Origin of the sequence: Bacillus cereus (assembly GCF_002561295.1) — a bacterium.
Taxonomy (GTDB): Bacteria; Bacillota; Bacilli; order Bacillales; family Bacillaceae_G; genus Bacillus_A; species Bacillus_A cereus_S.
In genome coordinates this window covers 1-21,661 of the sequence record NZ_NTUG01000063.1, presented here as the reverse complement: position 1 = coordinate 21,661, position 21,661 = coordinate 1, and the positions used below count along the sequence as shown (strand labels likewise).

The window sequence follows — 21,661 nt, the reverse complement described above, 5'->3', positions numbered from 1 at the left end:
AATCAACATTTTTCGACAATTTTCATTTTCCAATTGTTAGAGGGTTATAACACACAATATTTTTTATGCCCCCTCCTCAAGCTGCACATCCTAAAACAAAAAATAATTTCATAAACAACATCATTGACAAAAATATAAACATGTAACTATAATAGTTACATCAAGTTGTAACAAACCTAATTACAATTCATTCATTCATTTTTTAGATATACACTTTAACAAAATACTTTGGAGGGATTTATTATGAAAATCGGAATTATCGGAGCAAGTGGTAAAGCAGGAAGTCGTATTTTAAAAGAAGCTTTAGATCGTGGACATGAGGTTACTGCAATCGTAAGGGACGCTGCAAAAATTACAGAAGAAAATGTAAAAGTTTTAGAAAAAGATGTATTCGCCCTTACATCTAATGATTTACAAGAGTTTGATGTAGTTGTAAATGCATTTGGCGCTCCAGTAGGACAAGAGCACCTTCACGTAGATGCAGGAAACGTACTAATTGAAGCTATGAAAGGCGCTCCAAATACGAAATTACTTGTAGTTGGTGGTGCTGGAAGTTTATTCGTCGATGAAGCAAAAACAACACGCGTCTTTGATACTCCTGGTTTCCCTAAAGAATATCTTGCTACTGCTCAAAACCAAGGGAAAAACTTAGAAATCTTACAACAAACGAACGATATTACTTGGACATTCATTAGCCCTTCTGCCCTATTTGCATTAGGCAAACGCACAGGCTCTTACAAAGCAGGTAAAGACCATCTTCTTGTAAATGAAAAAGGCGATAGCTACGTAAGCTACGAAGACTTTGCTATAGCTGCACTTGATGAAATCGAAAACCCAAAACATGTGAACGAACGCTTCACAGTTGTTTCAGAAGCTGAATAATACAAAATGGTGCCTAGAGTTAAATTAGGGCACCATTTTTTCATTCTCAGATTACAACTATAAGAAAGCTAAATTAGAACGAAAATAAAAAAGCACTGGCAAACGCCAGCACTTTTTATCTTTTGTACGGTTGATTTGGTTGATTCGGTTGATTCGGTTTCTGTGGTGCCTCAGTCTTTTTCCAGCTTACCGCTAAATCCGGGCTTGTTTTTTCTTCACTACGTTCTAATAAAACTACCGCATCTTGAATCGTTTCTGTTCCCTTATGTTCAATACCTTGCAACTTCGTTAACTTACCAGATACCTTAAAGCTAAATTCACCAGACGGCGTTGCTTTCGGAATTAACACACGGAACTTTTCTCCTACATTAAATTCTGTTTTTGTTTCACCTTTTTCATTTACAAACTTAACTCCTTGTGGCGCACCAGTTGCTTGCACTTTGTATGTTCCACTCTTTGCATTTGTTTGTACTGTATATAAACCTGTTTCAAAAAATTCATCTTTTAATACCGCTTCTTGCTTTTCCGATGGCGTAACACTCATCGTAATTTCTTGCACTTCTTCACTACTAGCTGCTTTCTCAACAATATCTTTCGCTAATTTTTCTACATTTTTATTACGAAAATCTAAATCATTAATATCCACTTGTTTCAGTGCATTCCATACAGCAAGCTGCGTCGCATAATGCGCCTCTCTCCAATCAGAAACCCCTAATTCTTGCGGACTTTTTTGTGGGTATCCATTTAACAATACACGATATACACCAATATCTACTTTACCTATTTCAGGTAAATCTTGACCACTTGGTGATTTCAAAAAAACGTCTAAGCAGTAAGCTATTTTTCCATCTGCTGTTTTAATGAGTTCCGTTCGGATTGGCTTCTTTAACGATTTACTATAACTCCAATCCATTTGATACTTCGTATGATCCATGACTTCTGCAGATGCTCTTTGAAGCGGAAATAATAAGTTCGCAAATACAAATAAAACACCTAAGAGCGCAACCAATAACTTATATGATTGTTTTGTATTCATGTTTACAACCCCTTATAAAATAACAAATTTACTACTGTATAGTATCTAGTTAAAAAATCTTTTTATGCATTACTCCTCTTTTTGAAACAATAAAAAACACGCGCAGAAATCCTTCTACGCGTGTTTCTACCCTCATTTAGTTTTCTTGCAACAATAATTTCGAACGTACTAACGCTCCTCTTACCTTAATACCAACCCATGCAGCTAATGCTGCCTTTATTACACCGACAATCAGGAAAGGAACAAAACCGCCCAGAAAAGCTGCTTGCCAACCTAGCGATGCCACATACTTTAAAAATACAGTTCCAATTGTTAATGTCACAAGCATCCCTAAAATATTTGCCATTAATGAATTCCAAAATGTTAGTTTTGTTTTTTCAGTTAACAAACCAATTAAAAAAGCCGTCGGGATGAAGGCTAATAGGAAACCGCCTGTAGGACCGAATAAAACAGATAAACCACCACTAAATCCAGCATAAACAGGAATTCCAGTTGCACCAATTAAAACATATAACAATACAGCTAAAGTACCGTAACGTGAACCTAAAATTGTAGCAGTAAGACCAACTGCTAGCGTCTGTCCTGTTATCGGAACAAGCGGCAGAGGAATTGTAACTTGAGCCAAAATACCAATAATAGCAGCAAATAGTGCAGTAACAATTAACATGCGAAAATGATTTGTACGATGAGTGTTCATATGTGCCTCCCTAGGAAATTTTCATAGTATAAATTTAAGATATCCTATTTTATATAGGGAGTAAACCATTTATTCGAATATTTAGTCTTCAAACAAAAACAAAAAGAAGAGCACAAAAACTTTTTGCACTCTTCTTTCTCAATCTATTTTAGAAATCAAAGTTATCTGGATCTGGACCAACGCGATGATTTTCGTTTAACGCATCAATTTGTTCCATATCTTCCTTTGTTAATTCAAAATTGAAGATGTCTGCATTTTGGATAATACGATGTTCTTTTGTTGATTTCGGAATTGTTACAACTTCATTTTGCAGATCCCAGCGCAAAATAATTTGCGCAGTTGTTTTTCCGTATTTATCTGCAACTTCTTGTAATGTAGGGTTATCTAGTAACTGCCCTTGCATAAGAGGTGACCATGCCTCCATTTGAATACCTTGTTCACGACAGAAAGCATGTAATTCTTTTTGCGTTAAACGCGGGTGGTATTCCACTTGATTAATCATCGGTTTTACTTCTGCCCCTTCCATTACATCTTTCAAATGATGGATTTGGAAGTTACTCACGCCAATTGTACGTACGCGACCTTCTTTATATAACTTTTCTAGCGCTCTCCATGTATCTTTATATTTGCCTTCCACAGGCCAATGAACAAGATATAAATCTAAATAATCAAGTTCTAACTTCTTTAGACTTTCTTCATATGCAGCTAAAGTTGTCTCGAACCCTTGATCGCTATTCCAAACTTTTGAAGTAATGAATAAATCTTCTCTAGAAATTCCTGCTTCTTTTATCCCTGCACGAATACCCTCTCCTACAGCTTTTTCATTTCCATAAATTGCTGCGGTATCAATGCTGCGATACCCTTCTTTAATCGCTGTTTTTACAGCCTCTACAAGTTCTGGTCCATCCTCTACTTTAAATACACCTAAACCAAACCAAGGCATCTCTACACCGCTATGCAATGTTGTTGTACTTTGTAAATTTTTCATAATATACCTCTCTCCTTTACATTTTTCATTTGATCTCTATTTTCTAAACTCATACCCCATGCTGTCAAAACAACGGCACCTACTACCATAATCGCACCGACCCACGCTGTATGAATGAGCCCTAATGAATTCGTTACAATACCGCCTAAGTATGCCCCAAGAGCAATCCCTGCATTAAAGGCCGCAATATTCATAGCCGATGCAACATCTACAGCACTCGGAACGAAGCGCTCAGCTAATATCACAACATACACTTGTAATCCCGGCACATTCATAAACGCGAATAATCCCATTAAAATAATTGTAATTAACCCTGCCACCTTAAATGGCGCTGTAAACGTGAGCACGAATAACACAATCGCTTGAATGAAAAACATATAGAATAATGCACGAATTGGATTATGGTTCGATAGTTTTCCACCAATCATATTTCCAATCGCAATGGCAATCCCATACACTAACAAAATAACTGTAACTGTACTTGCTTTAAATCCTGTCACTTCCTGTAATAACGGAGACAAATACGTAAATGTTACAAATGTTCCGCCATACCCTAATGCAGTAATCACAAAAACAAGTAGTAGTCTTCCATTTGTTACAAGCTTAAATTGATCGCGAAAAGATACTGGCGCCCCCTTTTTTAAAGTTGATGGAATGAGCATACTATTAGCCACCAAGGCAACAATTCCAATCGCTACAATAATCATAAACGAAGCTCTCCAGCCAAACTGTTGACCAATAAATGTCCCAATCGGTACACCTGTTATCGTCGCAACCGTTAAACCAGTAAACATAAAAGCAATTGCGCTCGCACGTTTATTTTCTGGTACAAGAGCTGCCGCAATCGTTGAACCGATCGACATAAATACACCGTGAGCAAATGCAGATATCACCCTCGCAACAAGAAGTACACCAAAACTCGTTGCCATCCCTGCAATACTATTACCAATAATGAAGACAATCATAATCCACATTAATAACGTTTTCCGTGACATACTGGCTGTTAATGATGTTAAGACCGGCGCACCGAATGCTACTCCTAGCGCATATAAAGAAACCGTTAAACCTGCTGTTGTAACAGAAACATGTAAATCATTCGAAATAGACGGCAATAAACCGACGCTAATAAATTCAGTTGTACCAATGCCAAATGCACTGATTGCCAACGCTAATAAAGCAAACATACTTCTTCTATTCGTTTGAACATCTGAAGAAGATACTGTATATGAACTCAATTGAACTCCTCCTTAATTCGAGAAATCCAATCATAATAGTCCGATAAAAAGGCCTTTTTATCTTCTAATAAAAATAGTTTTACTACTCATAATTGCTATTATGAATGGTTTCATTCTTTTTTGAAAGAACGCACTTAAAAGTACGATAGGCACCTAAAAGTAACATAGGTACCTTTTAGTAACGTACTACTCATTTGCCTCTTACGTATGCTATTATGGAACATATTCAAAATGAAAAACAGTACGTACTTTCAAGTGCTATAGGCACTAAAAAGTAACATATAACTATAAAAATTCATTAAAGGGGATTGTAATATATGAAGAAATATAACATTCCTGTAGAAGCAACCTTAGAAGTAATCGGCGGAAAATGGAAGGTCGTTATTCTTTGTCACTTAACAAAAGGAACGAAACGAACAAGCGAATTAAAACGCTTAATGCCTGGCATTACACAAAAGATGCTCACGCAACAATTGCGTGAATTAGAAGAAGATGGGGTTATTCAAAGGAAGGTATATAATCAAGTACCACCAAAAGTTGAGTACTCGCTTACCGACTATGGTTGGTCCTTAGAAGCAATTCTCGATTCCCTTTGCACATGGGGAGAGTGCCACCTTGAAAAGAACGGTAACACATCGATGCTAATTACAGAGGATGAACAATAAGAAAAAGGAAAAAATGAACATAAATTTGTCCATTTTTTCCTTTTTCTCTTCATATATATGTACATTTCTTATCTAAATAAAATAATTTATGCGCTTTCATGCCTTGTCAGTGCTAGGTTATACGTTCAATATCAAATAATTAGGAATCATTTTTATGTTAACATAGGTGTATATAGTATATAATATAGGATATATATTATATACACTTTCCGATAAGGGAACTTTCCATTATGCGGACAAGCCATGTATCGGACAGTTCATAAATAATAAGTAAGACGTTATGGTTTTAGATTTATGTTTTCAGCTTACTTGCTGTCATAAATTTAAAGGCATTTTATTGTGTTTTGTGAAACTTTGTATAAAGTTTCGCAAACGTTCACTATCTTACTTATCAAAAATAAGAGTATTGCTATCGTAAAGGAGAATTGGAGATGCCAGAAACTATGACTCAAACAAAGCCAGAACAAGAAACTGTACAAATTTCTGCTAGCCAAGGACAACTTGATGTACTTGATCAGTTGTTAAAACCTGAGGTACAAGAATCATTAACAACACTAGTGGAACAGCTTCCGAAATTAACTGAGCTTGTTAACATTTTAACTAAGTCTTATGACTTCGCTCAAACTGTTGCTACTGATGAAGTATTAAAAAGCGACACTGTTGGTGCAATCACAGAGCTTGTAGAACCTGTAAAAGATACAGTGAAAAGCATGGCTGCAACTGCAATCGAAGCGAAAGATCGTGCTGACGAAAGCAACGAAGTTATCGGCCTATTCGGTCTATTAAAATTACTAAAAGACCCACAAGCACAAAAAATGTTCCGCTTTGTAAATGCTTATCTTCAAATTAGTGCAGAACGTAACAATAAATAATTTAACTTATAACAACAATTAGTAAAGACGGGGGATATCATACTATGTCAAAACAAATTGTCATCTTAGGCGCTGGTTATGGCGGTCTTCTTGCCGCTTTAAACGTACGTAAATATTACAGCAAATCAGAAGCACAAGTTACAGTGATTAACCAATACCCAACACACCAAATCATCACTGAACTACACCGCCTTGCAGCTGGTAACGTGTCTGAGCAAGCAATTGCAATGCCACTTACAAAGCTTTTCAAAGGTAAAGATATCGATCTTAAAATCGCAACAGTTGAGTCATTCTCAGTTGATAGCAAAGAAATCAAACTAGCTGGTGGCACTACTTTATCTTACGATGCACTTGTAGTTGCTTTAGGAAGTAAAACTGCTTACTTCGGTATTCCAGGACTAGAAGAAAACAGCATGGTATTAAAATCTGCTGCTGATGCAAACAAAATCTACAAACACGTTGAAGACCGTATTCGTGAATACGCTAAAACGAAAAACGAAGCTGATGCTACAATCGTAATCGGTGGTGGCGGATTAACTGGCGTTGAGCTAGTTGGTGAGCTTGCTGACATTATGCCTAAACTTGCAAAAAGCCACGGCGTAAATCCAAAAGAAGTTAAACTTCTTCTTGTTGAAGCAGGTCCAAAAATCCTTCCAGTATTACCAGACCACTTAATCGAACGTGCAACTACTAGCTTAGAAGCACGCGGCGTTACATTCTTAACAGGTCTTCCTGTAACAAACGTTGCTGGCAATGAAATCGACTTAAAAGACGGTCAAAAACTTGTTGCTAACACATTCGTTTGGACAGGTGGCGTACAAGGTAACCCATTAATCGGTGAATCAGGTCTTGAAGTAAACCGTGGCCGTGCAACAGTTGATGCATACCTACAATCTACTTCTCACAAAGACGTATTCGTTGCTGGAGACAGCGCTGTTGTCTTCGCTCCAGACGGACGTCCATACCCACCAACTGCACAAATCGCTTGGCAAATGGGTGAGTTAATTGGATACAACTTATACGCAGCACTAGAAGGCAAAGCATTCGAAGAGTTCGCACCTGTAAACTCTGGAACACTTGCAAGTCTAGGACGCAAAGATGCTGTTGCTACAATCGGAGCAAGCAATACTCCACTTAAAGGCCTACCAGCATCATTAATGAAAGAAGCAAGTAACGTTCGTTACTTATCACATATTAAAGGATTATTCAGCTTAGCTTACTAATCCGAGTATTAGCCCGAATCGTGATTCGGGCTTTTTTTTCCGTAACTATCTATATTATTTTTATTCGGCAAAAAGGTTAGATAAACCTTTTTAATAGTCTCAATATACTGATTTTTTATGACAAAATTGTGTATATCTATATTTTCATCATTGAACTATACCTCAACTTGCACTCAACTCTTTCATTCCAAAGATTAAAAAATAGTAAAAAGGAGAGATAAAAAAATCCCTCCCTTCTAAAATTTAATGATATTAAATACAGACGCATAATACTTCACTTGGTGAAGTATTATGCACAAGAAGTACGAATTACACTTATTTTTCCTTCATACGGCTAAAAATAACATCATACATATCATTTCCATAGTTCAAAGACCTCTTCACACGAGAAATTGTCGCAGTACTCGCCCCAGTCTCTTCTTCAATCTCATGATAAGTGTTGTCATTGTATAACATTTTAGCTACTTTGAACCTTTGAAATATCGTTTTCATTTCATTCACAGTACATAAATCATCAAAAAAACTATAGCACTCCTCTACAGTTTCCAATGCTAGGATCACTTCAAAAAATTCATCTAGATCTTCTCCACGTAATTTATCGATTAGCATATGCCTACCTCCATTTTCATTAGAGCATCCGCTACATCACAAGTTCCTTACTTGTATATCCAAGTCCGAGAAAACTCTTTTGAAATAATAAGAATTGCTGTATCTTCTACTATATTGGATATGATTCTGATCTTTCCCATCCTGTATTGTTTCTATATTTAACGAGCCTACTCTAACACCTAATTCTTCTTACAAGCTTTACTTGATTTAGTGAATCACATTCTTATATGAGATCCACACCATAAAGATATATCGAAAATATTTCTAATTCCGTTTTCTACTTCCGTTTCAAACTTATTAATGCTTTAAAGGGTATAAAACATTATATCACTATTATTTATTCTCAAGACGCATCCCTATATTAAATATTCGTGGCAATTTTTTGTACAAATTATGTACAAAATAAAAAAGCTGGTGGGTACCAGCTTTTTTTATGAATCAATAAACTCTGTATAATTTAACTAACTTTTTTATATTCATCTTGTTGATGTTTCCTATTCCCAGCAAATCCGAAAATAATATGAATGATAGGAACTACCAAACAAAACATAGCGAACGGCAAGTATTCCAAAGTAGATACACCCAGTGTCCCAGTGATAAACACACCACTTACTCCCCAAGGAATCAACGGATTAACAGCAGCCCCCGCATTTGCTAAAATTCCTGAAAGATTTTTCAAATCTAAATGAATCTTCTCAAATTGTGACTTAAATGCTTCACCTGGTAAAATAACCGATAGATACTGTTCTCCTAAAAGAATGTTAACACCAATTGAGCTTAAAGCAGTCATAAATATTAGATTTCCTTTCTTGCTCACCATGCTCGATATTTTAGAAATCAACTTTTCGATAATTTTCACTTCCACCAATAGCCCACCTAACGCTAAAGCAAGAAGAATAAGTGAAACAGACCACATCATACTTTGCATTCCACCACGTGTAAACAGTTGATCTACATTTTCCACACCTGTTTTAGAAACAAATCCATCTTGCATAAAGGAAGCAATTTGACCAAAACTAGTATGGGGATGATACATATAACAAATAAAAATTGAAATGGCTATACTTAGTAATAACGTTGGTATAGCTGGTACTTTTTTTCTCGCACAGAAAAACAATACGAATACTGGAATTAATGTGAAAATTGAAATGGTAAAAGAGGAGTGAAGTGTACGGATCAGTTTTTCGATTTCATCCCCTGCTGATACAGATGCACCATGTCCTATGAATACGAAAAAGATAAGGGTTATAACAAAAGCAGGAATAATTGTTCGCATCATACTACGAATATGATCAAATACATCTACTTCAGCAATAGCAGCCGCCAAGTTTGTGGTATCTGATAAAGGTGAAATATTATTTCCTAAAAAGGCACCTGATATAATAGCACCTGCAATCATCGCCGAGTCTAATCCCATCATTTGTCCCATACCTAAAAACGCAATACCTACTGTCGAAATCGTTGTAAAAGAACTTCCTACCATAATTCCTACAAGTGCACATATAACAAAAACAGAGGGTAAAAAGAATTTTGCTGACAAAATTTTAAATCCATATATCATTATAGTCGGGATTGTTCCTGCTGCAATCCAAACACTAATCAAAACCCCAATTAACATAAATATAATGATAGGAATTAAACCTGGTAAAATTCCATTTTGAATCCCTTTATGAATTGTATCCCAGGAAACACCTTTCAACTTCGCAAATAACACAACAATTCCTATGGCGATTAAAATCGGGACTTGAGGAGGTAAATTTAAACCTATAATACAAGCTCCTATAATTGCTAATAAAACGACTAAAAGAAAAATACTTTCTTTAAGTGTCACATCTCTTTTCATTTGAATAAACTCCTTATCAGTTGAATGTTCATCGTATTCTTTTAACTTGTCCATTTGCTATCAACATTTGTGAACAATTACACATTAAATATCTAAACATCATTTTTTACGAGAAACAATAGAAATTATAGATAAAGTGAAACTTTAAAAGGACATAAACAGACTGTGGATGAGTATACAAAATATTCACGAATCACTCCAACTGATGTTTATGCCCTCTTTTATTTTCCTAAAAATCTTAAATCATTAACGCAAATCAGCTTTATGATATGCACCATGCCAAACCGGACCAATAAATTCATTAAAATCAAAACCGTATTTAATCCCTGCTGTCGTAAAATCTTTTGCCTTCGCTACAGCTGCTTGTACAGAAAGTCCTTTAGCTAGACCTGCCGTAATTGCTGCTGCAAAAGTACAACCAGCGCCATGATTACAGTTCGTCTGAATCTTCTCTGCTTCATAAAACTCAAACTCTACCCCATCATAAAGTAAATCAATTGCCTTATGATTTTCTAGAGATTTCCCGCCTTTAATCACAACATTTTGAGCACCAAGATCAATGATTCTTTTTGCTGCTTCTTTCATATCGTTAACTGTTTTTATATTACCTACTCCTGATAGCTGACCTGCTTCAAATAAATTTGGTGTCACAATTGTTGCCTTCGGTAAAAGAAAGTCACGTATCGCAAGTCCATTTTCAGGATGTAAAGGCTCATTTTCTCCTTTACAAACCATAACAGGATCAATAACAACATTTTGCATTTCATATGTTTCAATTACATCACTTACAAGCTGAATCATCTCTATAGATCCGAGCATTCCGGTTTTCATCGCATCTAACTTTCCGCCGGAAAAAATTGTTTTTAATTGCGCTTGTACAAGTTCCTTGTCAATTGGATACACATGGTGACGCCAATCTTTATCAGGGTCCATTGTGACAATTGTTGTAATGGCCGTTAAACCAAAGGTACCATATTCCTCAAATGTTTTAAGGTCTGCTTGTAATCCTGCTCCTCCACTTGAATCTGAACCTGCTATTGTTAAGACTTTTTTTACCGTCATGTTTTCACTCCTCAATCGTGCCTATACATCATACTTATTTCGAACAAAGTTACCGTATATAGAAATGAACGCATAACAACTTTTTCGTGTTATGCATTCATTCTATAAAAATAATTTTCTACTACACTTATGCCACTACATTATAAATTTTTTCAAGTTTCCCCTGGATTGCTTTTTCCATCTTAACAGCATATTCTTCAAACACATCTTTATCGTGAGCATATGGAGATAAAGCACAAGCTCGTAGTACTGTTACCTTACCTTCACGGTCCCATTCTCCTTCACTAAATCCAAGACTCTTTACAAATGGAAGTGGACTGTTACCATAGTCAGGAGTAGCAAAGTCTGTATGAGATGTAATAAATTCATTATTATACAATCCACCTTTAACGTAAGAAGCGTGGTCGAAGAAATCATGATTTAATTGATTCATTTTTTCTAAGTCTGTATTACCTTCTTCATTAAATACGTAATCAACCATATTGAAATCAGGTTTTGTTAATGGATAGACACGAATTGTTTTATCGCCAACTTTAAATTCTTTTTCACTTAAGAAATCATAGAAACGATAAGCTCCTTCAATACTTGCTCCAATTAATTTCCCATAACCCGTTACATTTAGCGGTAACACTTTATGAGCTGTCCAAACTGCTGCTGCAGTTGCCCCTGCTTTAGAACCTTCTAACATGTATGCACCTAATAAAGCTGGAATATCCGCACCTTTTTCAAAGACATATGTTGCAAAATAAGAGATTACATCGCGCATTCTAGTATCTTTAATAACGATACCACCTGCAGAATAAGGAATATATCCCATTTTATGTGGGTCAATTGTAATTGTTTCAGCTTGGTTCATCGCTTTAAATGAATGATATACTTCTTTCGTTAACCATCCGCATTTTTCAGTGAAGACATTATGTTTTGTGTAAACCTCTTCTAATTGATCCCATTCGATAAATTCATTATTTTCATCTAGGAATATAGAACGAGCATAGCCACCATAAGCAGCATCTACGTGAATGTAGAAGTGAATTCCTTCTTCCGCTAACTTTTTACGAAGTTCTACCATTTTATCAATGCGATCAATTTGACCTTCCTCTGTTGTACCGATAACCCCAACTACACCTAGAACAGGAATTTGTTGCGCTGCTAGTTCGCGAATTTTTTCTTCTAATTTATTAATATCCATACGATAGTGATCATCTACATCTACTTGCTCTACACAGTCAAGACCAACACCAATAATGTCAGCTGCTTTTAACCAAGAGTAATGTTTTGTTTGCGGAATTAACCATTTCCCTAATTTTTGCAAGTGTTTACCACCACGTGCAGAGTGTTCTTTAATTTCATCAATTTTTTCAGGAATTTGATCTAAAATATCTAGAACTTCGTCAGTAGACATATTAAGTAACTCCCACTCAGATTTCCCTGCAACAAACTCTGGAGCAACCTCTTTAATAGCTAGCGGTAAAGATTTCATATTACGTGCATACCACAGTCCCTCTAAGTTAGCGATAGAACCATCTGCACAAATATGTCCCCAACTTTCACCTTTTTTATAGCTCATAAGCGCAGCAAACTCATGTCCCACTTCTTCTTCCATTTGTGAAGTACCTGGCGAAGATTCATATGCTACGTTATTACCATTCCATAACATTGCTGCTGTATAAGCGATGATAGAAGGCATTAATGTTTCAGAGTTCATATGCCCCCAGAAACGCCCAGCAGTATGCCAAGGTAAAGAATGTGCACGTAATTTAGAAGATAGTACATTAAATACACTACGAATATGATCAGCAGTTTCTTGGAAGCTTTGAGAACTTCTATCTTGCGGTGTAATAACTGGTAAATCTTGTGGCATATAATTTTGTCTCCAGCCAACATGCTCATCTACCATTTTTAATAGTAATTCTTTAAATAAATCTGCATTTTCCCCTTTGTCTCCTAAAAATAACGCTTTTAAATTAATATCTGGCATTTCATATTTCATTTTTATTTCCTCCAATATTTTCTATTTTATTTAACCATGTTAAATTCATGATGTTAGTTAGCTTGTTTTAAATATTCCTCTTTGTTATCTTCTTTCTTCCATTCTGGTTTCTTACATTTATTAATAACAAGAGCAATCCCTATCATAACGACCGTCGCAACTACCTGGTAAATTACATAACCAGTATACTGACTTGGTTTCAGAATGGATGGTGGAATTAAACTTACAATAATCGTAAGTACAATCCCTATCATTGAGAAAATAGAGACGAACCACATTAACCCATTTCCTTTACTTCCTAATCTAAATGGTCTTTTCACATTAGGCATGTTATAACGTAAGCGAATTGCTGAAATAGCAATTAAAGCATATACGATACAATATAGAATCGTTGTTGTAATTGTAATAATTAAGAATGCACTATTCACATCCGGAACTACTACATATAAGAAAGATACTAATGAAATAACAATTGCTTGAATCATTACGAAAGTAATTGGAATATCTTTCTTCGTTCTCTTTTGGAAGAATTTAGGTAAGTTTCCTTCATCTGCTACTTTAATCATTGATTTACTTGGTCCAAGCACCCATGCACTTAGCTGAACTAAAACACCAATTAAAATCATTAAAGAAATGATGTTAACAAAGATAGATGGAATTCCTAAATTTTCACAGAAGATTAAATACGGTTGTGTAATGTTTGCTAATTCTAACTCACCACGTGGCACTGCATTAGAAACTGTTAAACCAGCAATAATATTAAAGATTACTAGTAAAACAACAGAAGTAATAACAGCAACCGGATAATTACGTTTTGGATTTTCAATATTATTTGCGTGTACAGATGAAATCTCTACCCCTGCAAAAATAAAGATGATCCCTGATAAATACGTCAAACTTCCTAAATCCTTGAAATTAGGAATTAAATCACTTGGTTTGAAGTCTCCTAGGTAACTATTTGGCTGAATTCCATTTTTAATCATATAAGTAACACCTAGAACAACAAGAATCACAAATGGAATGTATACACCAATAACAGCGCCCCAGTTTCCTGCAACTTTAACCATATCAAATTTAAGATTTAATAAAGTTACACCCCAATATGAAATGAGGATTAACGCAAAGATAAAATAGTTGTTTGAAGATAATTCTGGTTTATCAATAACATAACCTAGTAAAACACCTATAGTTGACGAAACCATTACCATCCCAAAAAACATTTGTACCCATAATAACCACGAGGTAACAAAACCCCATTTTTCCCCTAACGCATTTCTTACCCAAACTTGAGGTCCACCTTCTTCAGGAAATCCTGTTGAAAGCTCAGCTGACATTAGAGCAATTGGTAAAGCAAATACAATCGCGGCAACTAACATATAAAAAATTTGCGTCCATCCAGTAATAGAGAGCGTTGGTACACTACGCACAGTACCAAAGAATGCCATCGTAATACCAATTAACCCAAAGAGCGTTAATTTTTTTGTTTTGGCCATAACTATATCCTTCTTTCCTTCATTTAATTTTTACAGAATCTGTTATTCCTAATCCAGCCAATGAACTAATACGCTAATTTTCAAAGGAGTTACATCACCTAACATACACATTTTAAAAACTAGGGTATTAAAACAAAGTCTTTCTTACAAAATATATAAAATCTATCGCATCAACCCTTTCCACTTCTATAAATACGATTTTCTAGAATATTCTCTTCTGATCTTCCCTAAAACACAATGAATAATATTCACAAAAATCTTTTCGTGAAACTTCAGTTTTAATTTGTGTAATGATTCACAAATTAACTTACGACGTCAGTTTACTCCTGTATTTTTGTTTTGTCAATATACATATAAACGTTGATATAAAAACGTTAAATCAATAAAACAAAAAACTTATTATTTAAAGCATTAAAGGGTTAACGCTTTTATCCATTAAAGCGTTAACCCTTTTATTTACCCAAATACAACGAATGATTATACATTATGTTTTATATTAATTCTTTTCATTCCAAATAAAAAGAAGAGTGAACTTCCTTCACTCTTCTTTAACAGATTAAATATAAGATGCTTCATCACTATTCTAAAAAAGGATTTTTCTTCTCTGTTCTCAAACCGGGATGCCAGTTTAGCATGTTGACAAATGCTTGATTTGCAATCGGATCATTTATACAAAATTTATCCACATCTAAATAATCGATTTTTTCAGTTGCTAGTTGTTCCATTACATTTTTCAGTAATTTACTATAGCCAATTAGACGTCTAGGTGTAATTATTTTATTTTCATGAAAAGGAAGTTCATTTCTCTGTTCACGAAAATTTAACAATTCCCCATAGGGAATTTCACACCCATCTACTTTTCCATTAACCACTTTCACTGATACATACAAATCTCTTTCAATACCTAATGCCCTGCTCCACAAAGAGATCCAATTATCATGTTTGATATAGTATCTCCCCTGAAAATAACTTTTTATCATAGGGATTAGAATGTGAATTTTCGGATGATATGTAGATCCTTTTTTCAAAATGTCTAACATCCTAAAATACCCAAGATTAACTTGTTGTACAGATTTATACTTAAACAGCCGATTGAAACCAATCAACATCTTATCTAAAACCTCATTAATCTGTTTTTCACTTATATTTTCTAACCCTAAATCGAGCAATAGCCAATTTACTTGCTGTTTTTTATTAATTTCTGTTATTACACGGTGATTAAAGTATGCTAATTCTAATGATCTTTCCCATGATGTAAGCATAATTAATCCCCTCGCTTTCACTCTACTACAGAGCTTATTCTCCTAATTTCACTAAACTGTAATTCTTTTTACCTTTACGGATAATAATAAATCTTCCATCAAATGAATTATCTACCGTAACGTCTGTACTCACATCTGTTACTTTATCTCCGTTCATCAAGATGGCTCCATTATTAATATCTTCACGTGCCTGGCGTCTAGATGGTTCAATTCCTAAATCAACTAGCCACTCGACAATATTTTTTGACTCTTTTGGCGCATGGAAAGTCGGCATATCTTTAAAGCCTTGTTCAATTTCATCAGCAGTTAATGATTTAATATCTCCACTAAATAATGCTTCTGTAATTTTTATCGCTTGTAAAAATGCATCCTCACCATGAACAAACTTCGTCATTTCTTCTCCTAATACTTTTTGTGCTTCACGTTTATGAGGCTCTGCTTGAACTTTTACTGCTAGTTCATCAATGACATCCTTTGTTAAGAAAGTAAAGAATTTCAAGTATTTAATTACATCACGATCATCTGTGTTTACCCAGAACTGGTAGAACTCAAATGGTGTTGTTTTTTCAGGATCTAACCAAATTGCGCCTCCAGCTGTTTTACCAAATTTCGTACCATCAGATTTTAATAATAATGGAATTGTTAATCCAAATACTTTCGCTTCAGGCCCTTCTAATCTACGAATTAAATCTAAACCACTCGTAATATTTCCCCATTGGTCGCTGCCACCAATTTGTAATTGGACACCTTCTTCTTTGTATAAGTGATGGAAATCCATAGACTGCAAAATTTGGTATGTGAATTCCGTGAACGAAATACCAGTATCTAAACGACTTGCTACAATATCTTTTGCCAACATACTATTTACGCTAAAGTTTTTACCGTAGTCGCGTAAAAACTCAATAATATTGATTTGATGTGTCCAGTCGTAGTTATTTACCATTTTCACTTCACTATTACCGCCGAAGTCAAATAACTTTTTCATTTGTGCTGTTAATGCATCCACATTATGCTGCACTTGTTCTAATGTTTGTAACTGACGCTCTGTTTGTCGTCCACTTGGATCCCCAATTGTTCCTGTTGCTCCCCCAATTAAAATAACAGGATGGTGTCCAGCTAATTGAAAACGTTTCATCATCATAAATGGAATTAAATGCCCAATGTGCATGCTATCACCAGTTGGATCGACACCACAGTACAAGGAAATCTTTTTCTCTTCTACTAGCTTGCGTAACCCTTCTTCATCTGTTTGTTGATTAATGGCGTCACGCCATTCTAATTCATCAATGATGTTCATGTCTTTCCAGCTCCTTTAGTTTTTAAAATATTTCTCACTGTAAATTAGCAAGAATATAAAAAAAGTCCCTATGTCTACACTAGACATAGGGACGATTTTTAACCGTGTTACCACCCAAATTGCACAAATAGTAATCATTTTACTATTCATACCACTCTTAGCAAAAATATCGATTGCTACTCCGCTTAGCATTACCTAAGATACTCCAGAGTGTAATTCACAAGTTTGTTTGTGCTAGGTTCCAGCAACCCCTAGCTTTCTCGATAACAGTGACAAACTGCTACTGGGCTCTTTCAACGTATTTGATATGTTAAATTATAGCCAATTATAGTGAATTAAAATTCTATTGTCAATTCTATACAAAAATGTTTTAAAAATATTCACATTTTATTTTCGTTATACCAAAAAAATAAAGGTGAAGGATACACTTATCCTTCACCTCTTAACCATCTCTATAAAACAAGATTTCAAAAAGATATTATCACGTATTAATTTTCTTTCACGTTAAAATTTCAAATTCACAAATAGTATTCTAATATATTTTATGAATTAGAAAATACATACTCACAATTATTCTAAATCTTCCCCAATAATCCTTACTTCTCTTTCTAACTTCACACCGAATTTTTCTTCAACTGTTTTTTGTACAAAATGAATTAAATCGATATAATCTTGCGCCGTTCCGTTATCAACGTTTACCATAAATCCAGCATGTTTTACTGAGACTTCTACGCCGCCAATTCGCTTTCCTTGTAGCCCTGATTCTTGAATAAGCTTACCAGCAAAGTTATTTGGCGGGCGCTTAAACACACTACCACATGAAGGGTACTCTAAAGGCTGTTTTGATTCACGTTTAAACGTTAAATCATCCATCTTTTCTTTAATCTCTTCACGTACACCTTCTGCAAGTTCAAATTTCGCTTCAAGTATAATGTAATGATTGTTAGCAAACGTACTTTTACGGTAACCAAACTCAAAGTCATCTTTCGTTAAAGTACGTAACTCTCCATCACCTGTCATTACGATAGCTTCCGTTAACACATAGGCAACTTCACCGCCGTATGCACCGGCATTCATGTATAACGCTCCACCAACTGAACCAGGTATACCACAAGCAAATTCAAGTCCTGTTAAACAGTGATCTAACGCAATTCGTGATACATCAATAATCGCCGCACCACATTGCGCAACAATCGATGTTCCTGTCACAGTCACATCTGTAATATGAATTAAACTTACTGTAATCCCGCGAATACCACCGTCTTTAATAATTACATTAGAGCCGTTTCCTAAAAACGTAACTGGGATGTTATGCTCATTTGCATACTTTACAACTTTTTGGATTTCATCATAAGTAGTAGGGGCAACAAATACATCTGCTTTCCCTCCTACTTTTATATGCGTATGTTTCTTTAACATCTCATCTTGTTTTACATGTTCTTCTGGCAATATCTCATTTAAATGTTTATATACTTCCTGCATATTCATTTTATGATTCCTCTATTTCTATTCATAATTAATGGCCTTTGTTCCAAACTATTCTTCTTATTTTCGTCCATTCCGCTTACAAGTTTATTTCTTACACTACATGTAATGCCATGCCGAAAATAAGTAGGTAATCGGCCACCACATAGATTACCTAAATAGTTTAGCAAAATAGCTTTCGACTCTATCTTATCAAAAAGCGAGAAGAAAACTCTACATTCAAAGATTTACTCATCTAAAAATCAAACTTAATATTTCCCTTTACAAAACTCTATTATATCGCATGTTAACACGAAAAAATATGTTTAAAAATGGAACTTTTCAAACTGATAAAAATGTTTCTCTTTTGTCATATCCAAAATACAGATTACAAAACTGTAAGACCTTTGTAATGCAAATTAATTCCATTACAATCATTTACTCATCAATACAAAAAGATGCCTCCCAATATAATTAAGAAAGGCATCCTTTTGTCGATTATTTTAATGGAATTTTAACTGATGGTAACGTTTTTTCAGGATGATACGGTGACATCTCTACTTCTAATACATAATTCTTTAAACTAAAATTCTTCACACCATATTCCCCGTCTAGCTGGAACGTTGCTTGGAATTGCAATTTTTCTTTATCCAATACTTTCACATTACTTCCTTTTATCACATGACCAATCGGTGCAAATTCTTTATCTAAATAGGAGGAATCTATTAAATTCATAACTTCTCCACGATTGATCAACTCATCCATGGAAATATGTTTCGTATCAACATTTTGCAATGTGTATTGCAAAATTAACTTTTGTTTTTTATGCTGAATGCTATTCACAACAATCTTGAAATCACTACGAGTACTTTGGATTTCAAATGGTGTCTTTTGATTTAAATCTTGAATAGACGGCTTTTCAGACAATCTCACATTTGGATGCAATGCAATAAATTCCGCGTCCTCTGGAACTTTTCCAAAAATAGATCTTTCATCAGATTGAATTTGATTTCCGACTTTTTCCCTTCCAAATTCAATTCCTGACGTTTTAAAATCAATTTCATTTCCTTTATCGTCAGTTACTTTCCCGATTCTCGCTAAATCATTTTCTCCAACTAAGGGATACATCGCTTTATAGTCGATTGCAATTGAGCTTTTCCCAACTGTAATTTTTTCAAAGTTCAATGTATGTTCAGTATCTTCACTACTTACTGATACTTGAGGGTGAATGATTTTATTTTCTAATTGCTTTACTGGAATATCAAATTTCCAAATCCCTTTTGTGTCTCCAATCGACGTAATCGTAATTGGCAATGTAGTATTTGGTGGAAGCTCTTTTTCTGGATAATCAATGTGAATATTCCCTAACCAACCGTCTTTTGTAATTTTCCCATCAAATGAAGCTGCACGCCCCCATTTCTCGCTTCCATCCACAAGTTTAAAATCATAGTAAAAACCCCTACCAGAGTTGTTCTTCATAAATACTTCTTCTGGATTATCCACTTTAAACGTAATCCCAATTCTACCAGCGTCATAATACACACTGTTCATCGTTACGCTAATTCCATTGCTCACTGCTTGCTGATTCAGCTCCGTTACAAGCTTACTTGCCGATAAGTTTTGGCCAATTGAATCATGGAAATACGAATATACCTTTCCAACAAGCGGAACATCAGCTAACACACGCGTCATTTGCGGAAATACAAACCCAGATCCTAATACGCCTATACAAATCGAAGCAGCAGTTAGCAATGCGATTCTTCTTTTCTTATGTATCTTTTTAACTGGCTTTTCTGCTTTTGCCCTAGCGATACCTTTTTGAATCGCTATATTCAATTCTTCTTTCGGAACATCAATTTTATTTACCTCGTCATTAAACCACTGTTTATCCAATTCTCATCACTCCCCCCTAACAATTTTTTTAAAGATTTTCTTGCCCGGTGCAAGTATGTTTTTACTGTCCCTTCTGGCACATCCATTTGCCAAGCAATTTTATGAATCGGAAGATCATGATAATAATATAAAATGATTACTGTTTGATAATTTTCATCCAATTTCTGAATTGCTTCTTGTAAATCAAGACTTTGCTCGACTTGGTGTAATTTATAAGGGATTGCTTCATATGTATTCTCTTTTATTTCTTTCACTTTTTTCTTCTCAGCTAACAACTGATATGCATAATTAATTAGAATACGCGTCAACCATGTTAAAAAATAATTTGGTTTCTTTAATTGGTCTATGGATAAATACGCTTTATACACCGTTTCTTGCACAACATCTAGCGCATCTTCTTTATTTTGCACATACAAATAAGCAGTGCGATACAATTGATCCTGATATAGGCCAATGAGCTGTTCAAAAGCTGCATCATCGCCTTTTCTTGCCTTTTTGACTAATTTTATTTCATCCATCGTATCCCTCCTTTCACTTATTAGATAGATGAAAAGGTGGTTTGGTTTCAAAAAATTTGATTTTTGTTCCATACAAAAGAGCACATCCAATCGAATGTGCTCTTTTTACGCTTGATTACTTATCGTTTTCTTCTTCTTCTTCTTCTCTATCAAACCATAATAATTCATCATCATCAACGTCACCATTATAGTTGATTAGTATCTCTTCGCCTGCCTTTATATCCTTGTAAGCAAAGAAATTAAACGTATGATTTTCAAAAACGATCTCATACGTCGCATTTGGCGTATAAGAATGGTTAAATAACATACCGTAACCTAAAAGAATTGCCGTATGATTCACTCCATACTCAAATGCATAGTCAGCAAGTAGTGTTTTCTCTATATGTTGATGCTGTTCATTCGGATAGGAGATAACTGGTGCTGCGTGTATAAGTTCACCTTTTTTTATATCACGTGTTGCGAATACTCCTCTATTAAATTCTCCATCGCTAAGTGTGGAAGTCTTGATTTCAATCATATTCTTCACCTATACATTTCTTTCTTTGAAGTATTTTTTCTTCTTAAGCTTGGCAGATAATGAAGAGAAAAGCAATTGATTTTACTTTTCTTATCCGATAAAGTGAAACTTTAAT

Annotated in this window: 19 protein-coding genes and 1 other annotated feature; of the genes, 4 read left to right on the top strand and 15 right to left on the bottom strand. The window is 34.9% G+C overall.

All coding sequences use genetic code 11. From position 1 onward, the window contains the following. The first annotated feature begins 243 nt into the window (after positions 1-243). Positions 244-882, top strand: coding sequence for an NAD(P)-dependent oxidoreductase (locus CN373_RS24300; RefSeq protein ID WP_098360332.1), 639 nt, complete (start codon positions 244-246; stop codon positions 880-882). A gap of 115 nt (positions 883-997) precedes the next feature. Here the strand turns inward: CN373_RS24300 and CN373_RS24295 are convergent, their stop codons facing one another. The 4 genes from CN373_RS24295 to CN373_RS24280 form a co-directional block, all read right to left on the bottom strand. After that, the gene (locus CN373_RS24295) at positions 998-1,918 is read right to left on the bottom strand and encodes a thioester domain-containing protein (RefSeq protein WP_098360331.1); all 921 of its coding nucleotides are present in this window, start codon (positions 1,916-1,918) and stop codon (positions 998-1,000) included. Positions 1,919-2,054: 136 nt separating this feature from the next. After that, on the bottom strand, positions 2,055-2,615 hold the full coding sequence (locus tag CN373_RS24290; protein ID WP_001091877.1) for a biotin transporter BioY: 561 nt from the start codon (positions 2,613-2,615) through the stop codon (positions 2,055-2,057). Between the two features lie 148 nt (positions 2,616-2,763). Then, a complete protein-coding gene (locus CN373_RS24285) occupies positions 2,764-3,603 on the bottom strand; it encodes an aldo/keto reductase (protein WP_098360330.1) in 840 nt (279 codons plus the stop codon). After that, positions 3,600-4,787 carry an MFS transporter gene (locus CN373_RS24280; protein WP_002058359.1) on the bottom strand — a complete coding sequence of 396 codons (1,188 nt, stop codon included), beginning with the start codon at positions 4,785-4,787 and terminating at the stop codon, positions 3,600-3,602. The genes CN373_RS24285 and CN373_RS24280 overlap by 4 nt, the downstream gene beginning before the upstream one ends. A gap of 368 nt (positions 4,788-5,155) precedes the next feature. Here CN373_RS24280 and CN373_RS24275 point away from each other — a divergent pair, with 368 nt between their 5' ends. From CN373_RS24275 to CN373_RS24265, 3 genes are all read left to right on the top strand, one after another. After that, positions 5,156-5,503 carry a winged helix-turn-helix transcriptional regulator gene (locus CN373_RS24275; RefSeq protein ID WP_000760476.1) on the top strand — a complete coding sequence of 116 codons (348 nt, stop codon included), beginning with the start codon at positions 5,156-5,158 and terminating at the stop codon, positions 5,501-5,503. 431 nt (positions 5,504-5,934) lie between these two features. After that, positions 5,935-6,375: a DUF1641 domain-containing protein gene (locus tag CN373_RS24270; protein WP_001115309.1), complete on the top strand. Its 441-nt coding sequence runs from the start codon at positions 5,935-5,937 to the stop codon at positions 6,373-6,375. A gap of 44 nt (positions 6,376-6,419) precedes the next feature. Beyond that, positions 6,420-7,598, top strand: coding sequence for an NAD(P)/FAD-dependent oxidoreductase (locus tag CN373_RS24265; protein ID WP_000043198.1), 1,179 nt, complete (start codon positions 6,420-6,422; stop codon positions 7,596-7,598). Between the two features lie 315 nt (positions 7,599-7,913). On the opposite strand, the gene CN373_RS24260 is transcribed toward CN373_RS24265, so the two are convergent. The 11 genes from CN373_RS24260 to CN373_RS24205 all read right to left on the bottom strand — a co-directional run bounded on the left by CN373_RS24260 (position 7,914) and on the right by CN373_RS24205 (position 21,546). Continuing rightward, positions 7,914-8,207: a YerC/YecD family TrpR-related protein gene (locus tag CN373_RS24260; RefSeq protein WP_000904076.1), complete on the bottom strand. Its 294-nt coding sequence runs from the start codon at positions 8,205-8,207 to the stop codon at positions 7,914-7,916. A gap of 457 nt (positions 8,208-8,664) precedes the next feature. Further along, on the bottom strand, positions 8,665-10,050 hold the full coding sequence (nhaC, locus tag CN373_RS24255; protein WP_000817625.1) for a Na+/H+ antiporter NhaC: 1,386 nt from the start codon (positions 10,048-10,050) through the stop codon (positions 8,665-8,667). A gap of 246 nt (positions 10,051-10,296) precedes the next feature. Continuing rightward, positions 10,297-11,112 (bottom strand): pyridoxine/pyridoxal/pyridoxamine kinase, encoded by an 816-nt coding sequence (gene pdxK / locus CN373_RS24250; RefSeq protein ID WP_098360329.1) that lies wholly within the window; start codon positions 11,110-11,112, stop codon positions 10,297-10,299. Positions 11,113-11,239: 127 nt separating this feature from the next. Continuing rightward, complete coding sequence (gene tdc, locus CN373_RS24245; protein ID WP_098360328.1) at positions 11,240-13,102, bottom strand: tyrosine decarboxylase; 1,863 nt, start codon at positions 13,100-13,102, stop codon at positions 11,240-11,242. 53 nt (positions 13,103-13,155) lie between these two features. After that, positions 13,156-14,595 carry a tyrosine-tyramine antiporter gene (gene tyrP / locus CN373_RS24240; protein ID WP_001140533.1) on the bottom strand — a complete coding sequence of 480 codons (1,440 nt, stop codon included), beginning with the start codon at positions 14,593-14,595 and terminating at the stop codon, positions 13,156-13,158. 578 nt (positions 14,596-15,173) lie between these two features. Then, positions 15,174-15,857, bottom strand: a complete 684-nt coding sequence (locus tag CN373_RS24235; protein WP_000958198.1) for a protein rep — start codon at positions 15,855-15,857, stop codon at positions 15,174-15,176. Positions 15,858-15,891: 34 nt separating this feature from the next. After that, positions 15,892-17,154 carry a tyrosine--tRNA ligase gene (tyrS, locus tag CN373_RS24230; protein WP_001021071.1) on the bottom strand — a complete coding sequence of 421 codons (1,263 nt, stop codon included), beginning with the start codon at positions 17,152-17,154 and terminating at the stop codon, positions 15,892-15,894. An 84-nt stretch (positions 17,155-17,238) separates the two neighbouring features. Continuing rightward, positions 17,239-17,460, bottom strand: a binding site (T-box leader). A gap of 264 nt (positions 17,461-17,724) precedes the next feature. Next, on the bottom strand, positions 17,725-18,642 hold the full coding sequence (gene murB / locus CN373_RS24225) for a UDP-N-acetylmuramate dehydrogenase (RefSeq protein ID WP_001057095.1): 918 nt from the start codon (positions 18,640-18,642) through the stop codon (positions 17,725-17,727). A gap of 474 nt (positions 18,643-19,116) precedes the next feature. After that, the gene (locus tag CN373_RS24215) at positions 19,117-20,511 is read right to left on the bottom strand and encodes a DUF4179 domain-containing protein (protein WP_000361067.1); all 1,395 of its coding nucleotides are present in this window, start codon (positions 20,509-20,511) and stop codon (positions 19,117-19,119) included. Next, positions 20,481-21,029, bottom strand: a complete 549-nt coding sequence (locus tag CN373_RS24210; protein WP_000343403.1) for a sigma-70 family RNA polymerase sigma factor — start codon at positions 21,027-21,029, stop codon at positions 20,481-20,483. Before CN373_RS24210 ends, CN373_RS24215 begins: the two co-directional genes overlap by 31 nt. 115 nt (positions 21,030-21,144) lie before the next feature. Continuing rightward, the gene (locus CN373_RS24205) at positions 21,145-21,546 is read right to left on the bottom strand and encodes an SET domain-containing protein (protein ID WP_000569888.1); all 402 of its coding nucleotides are present in this window, start codon (positions 21,544-21,546) and stop codon (positions 21,145-21,147) included. Positions 21,547-21,661: the final 115 nt, after the last annotated feature.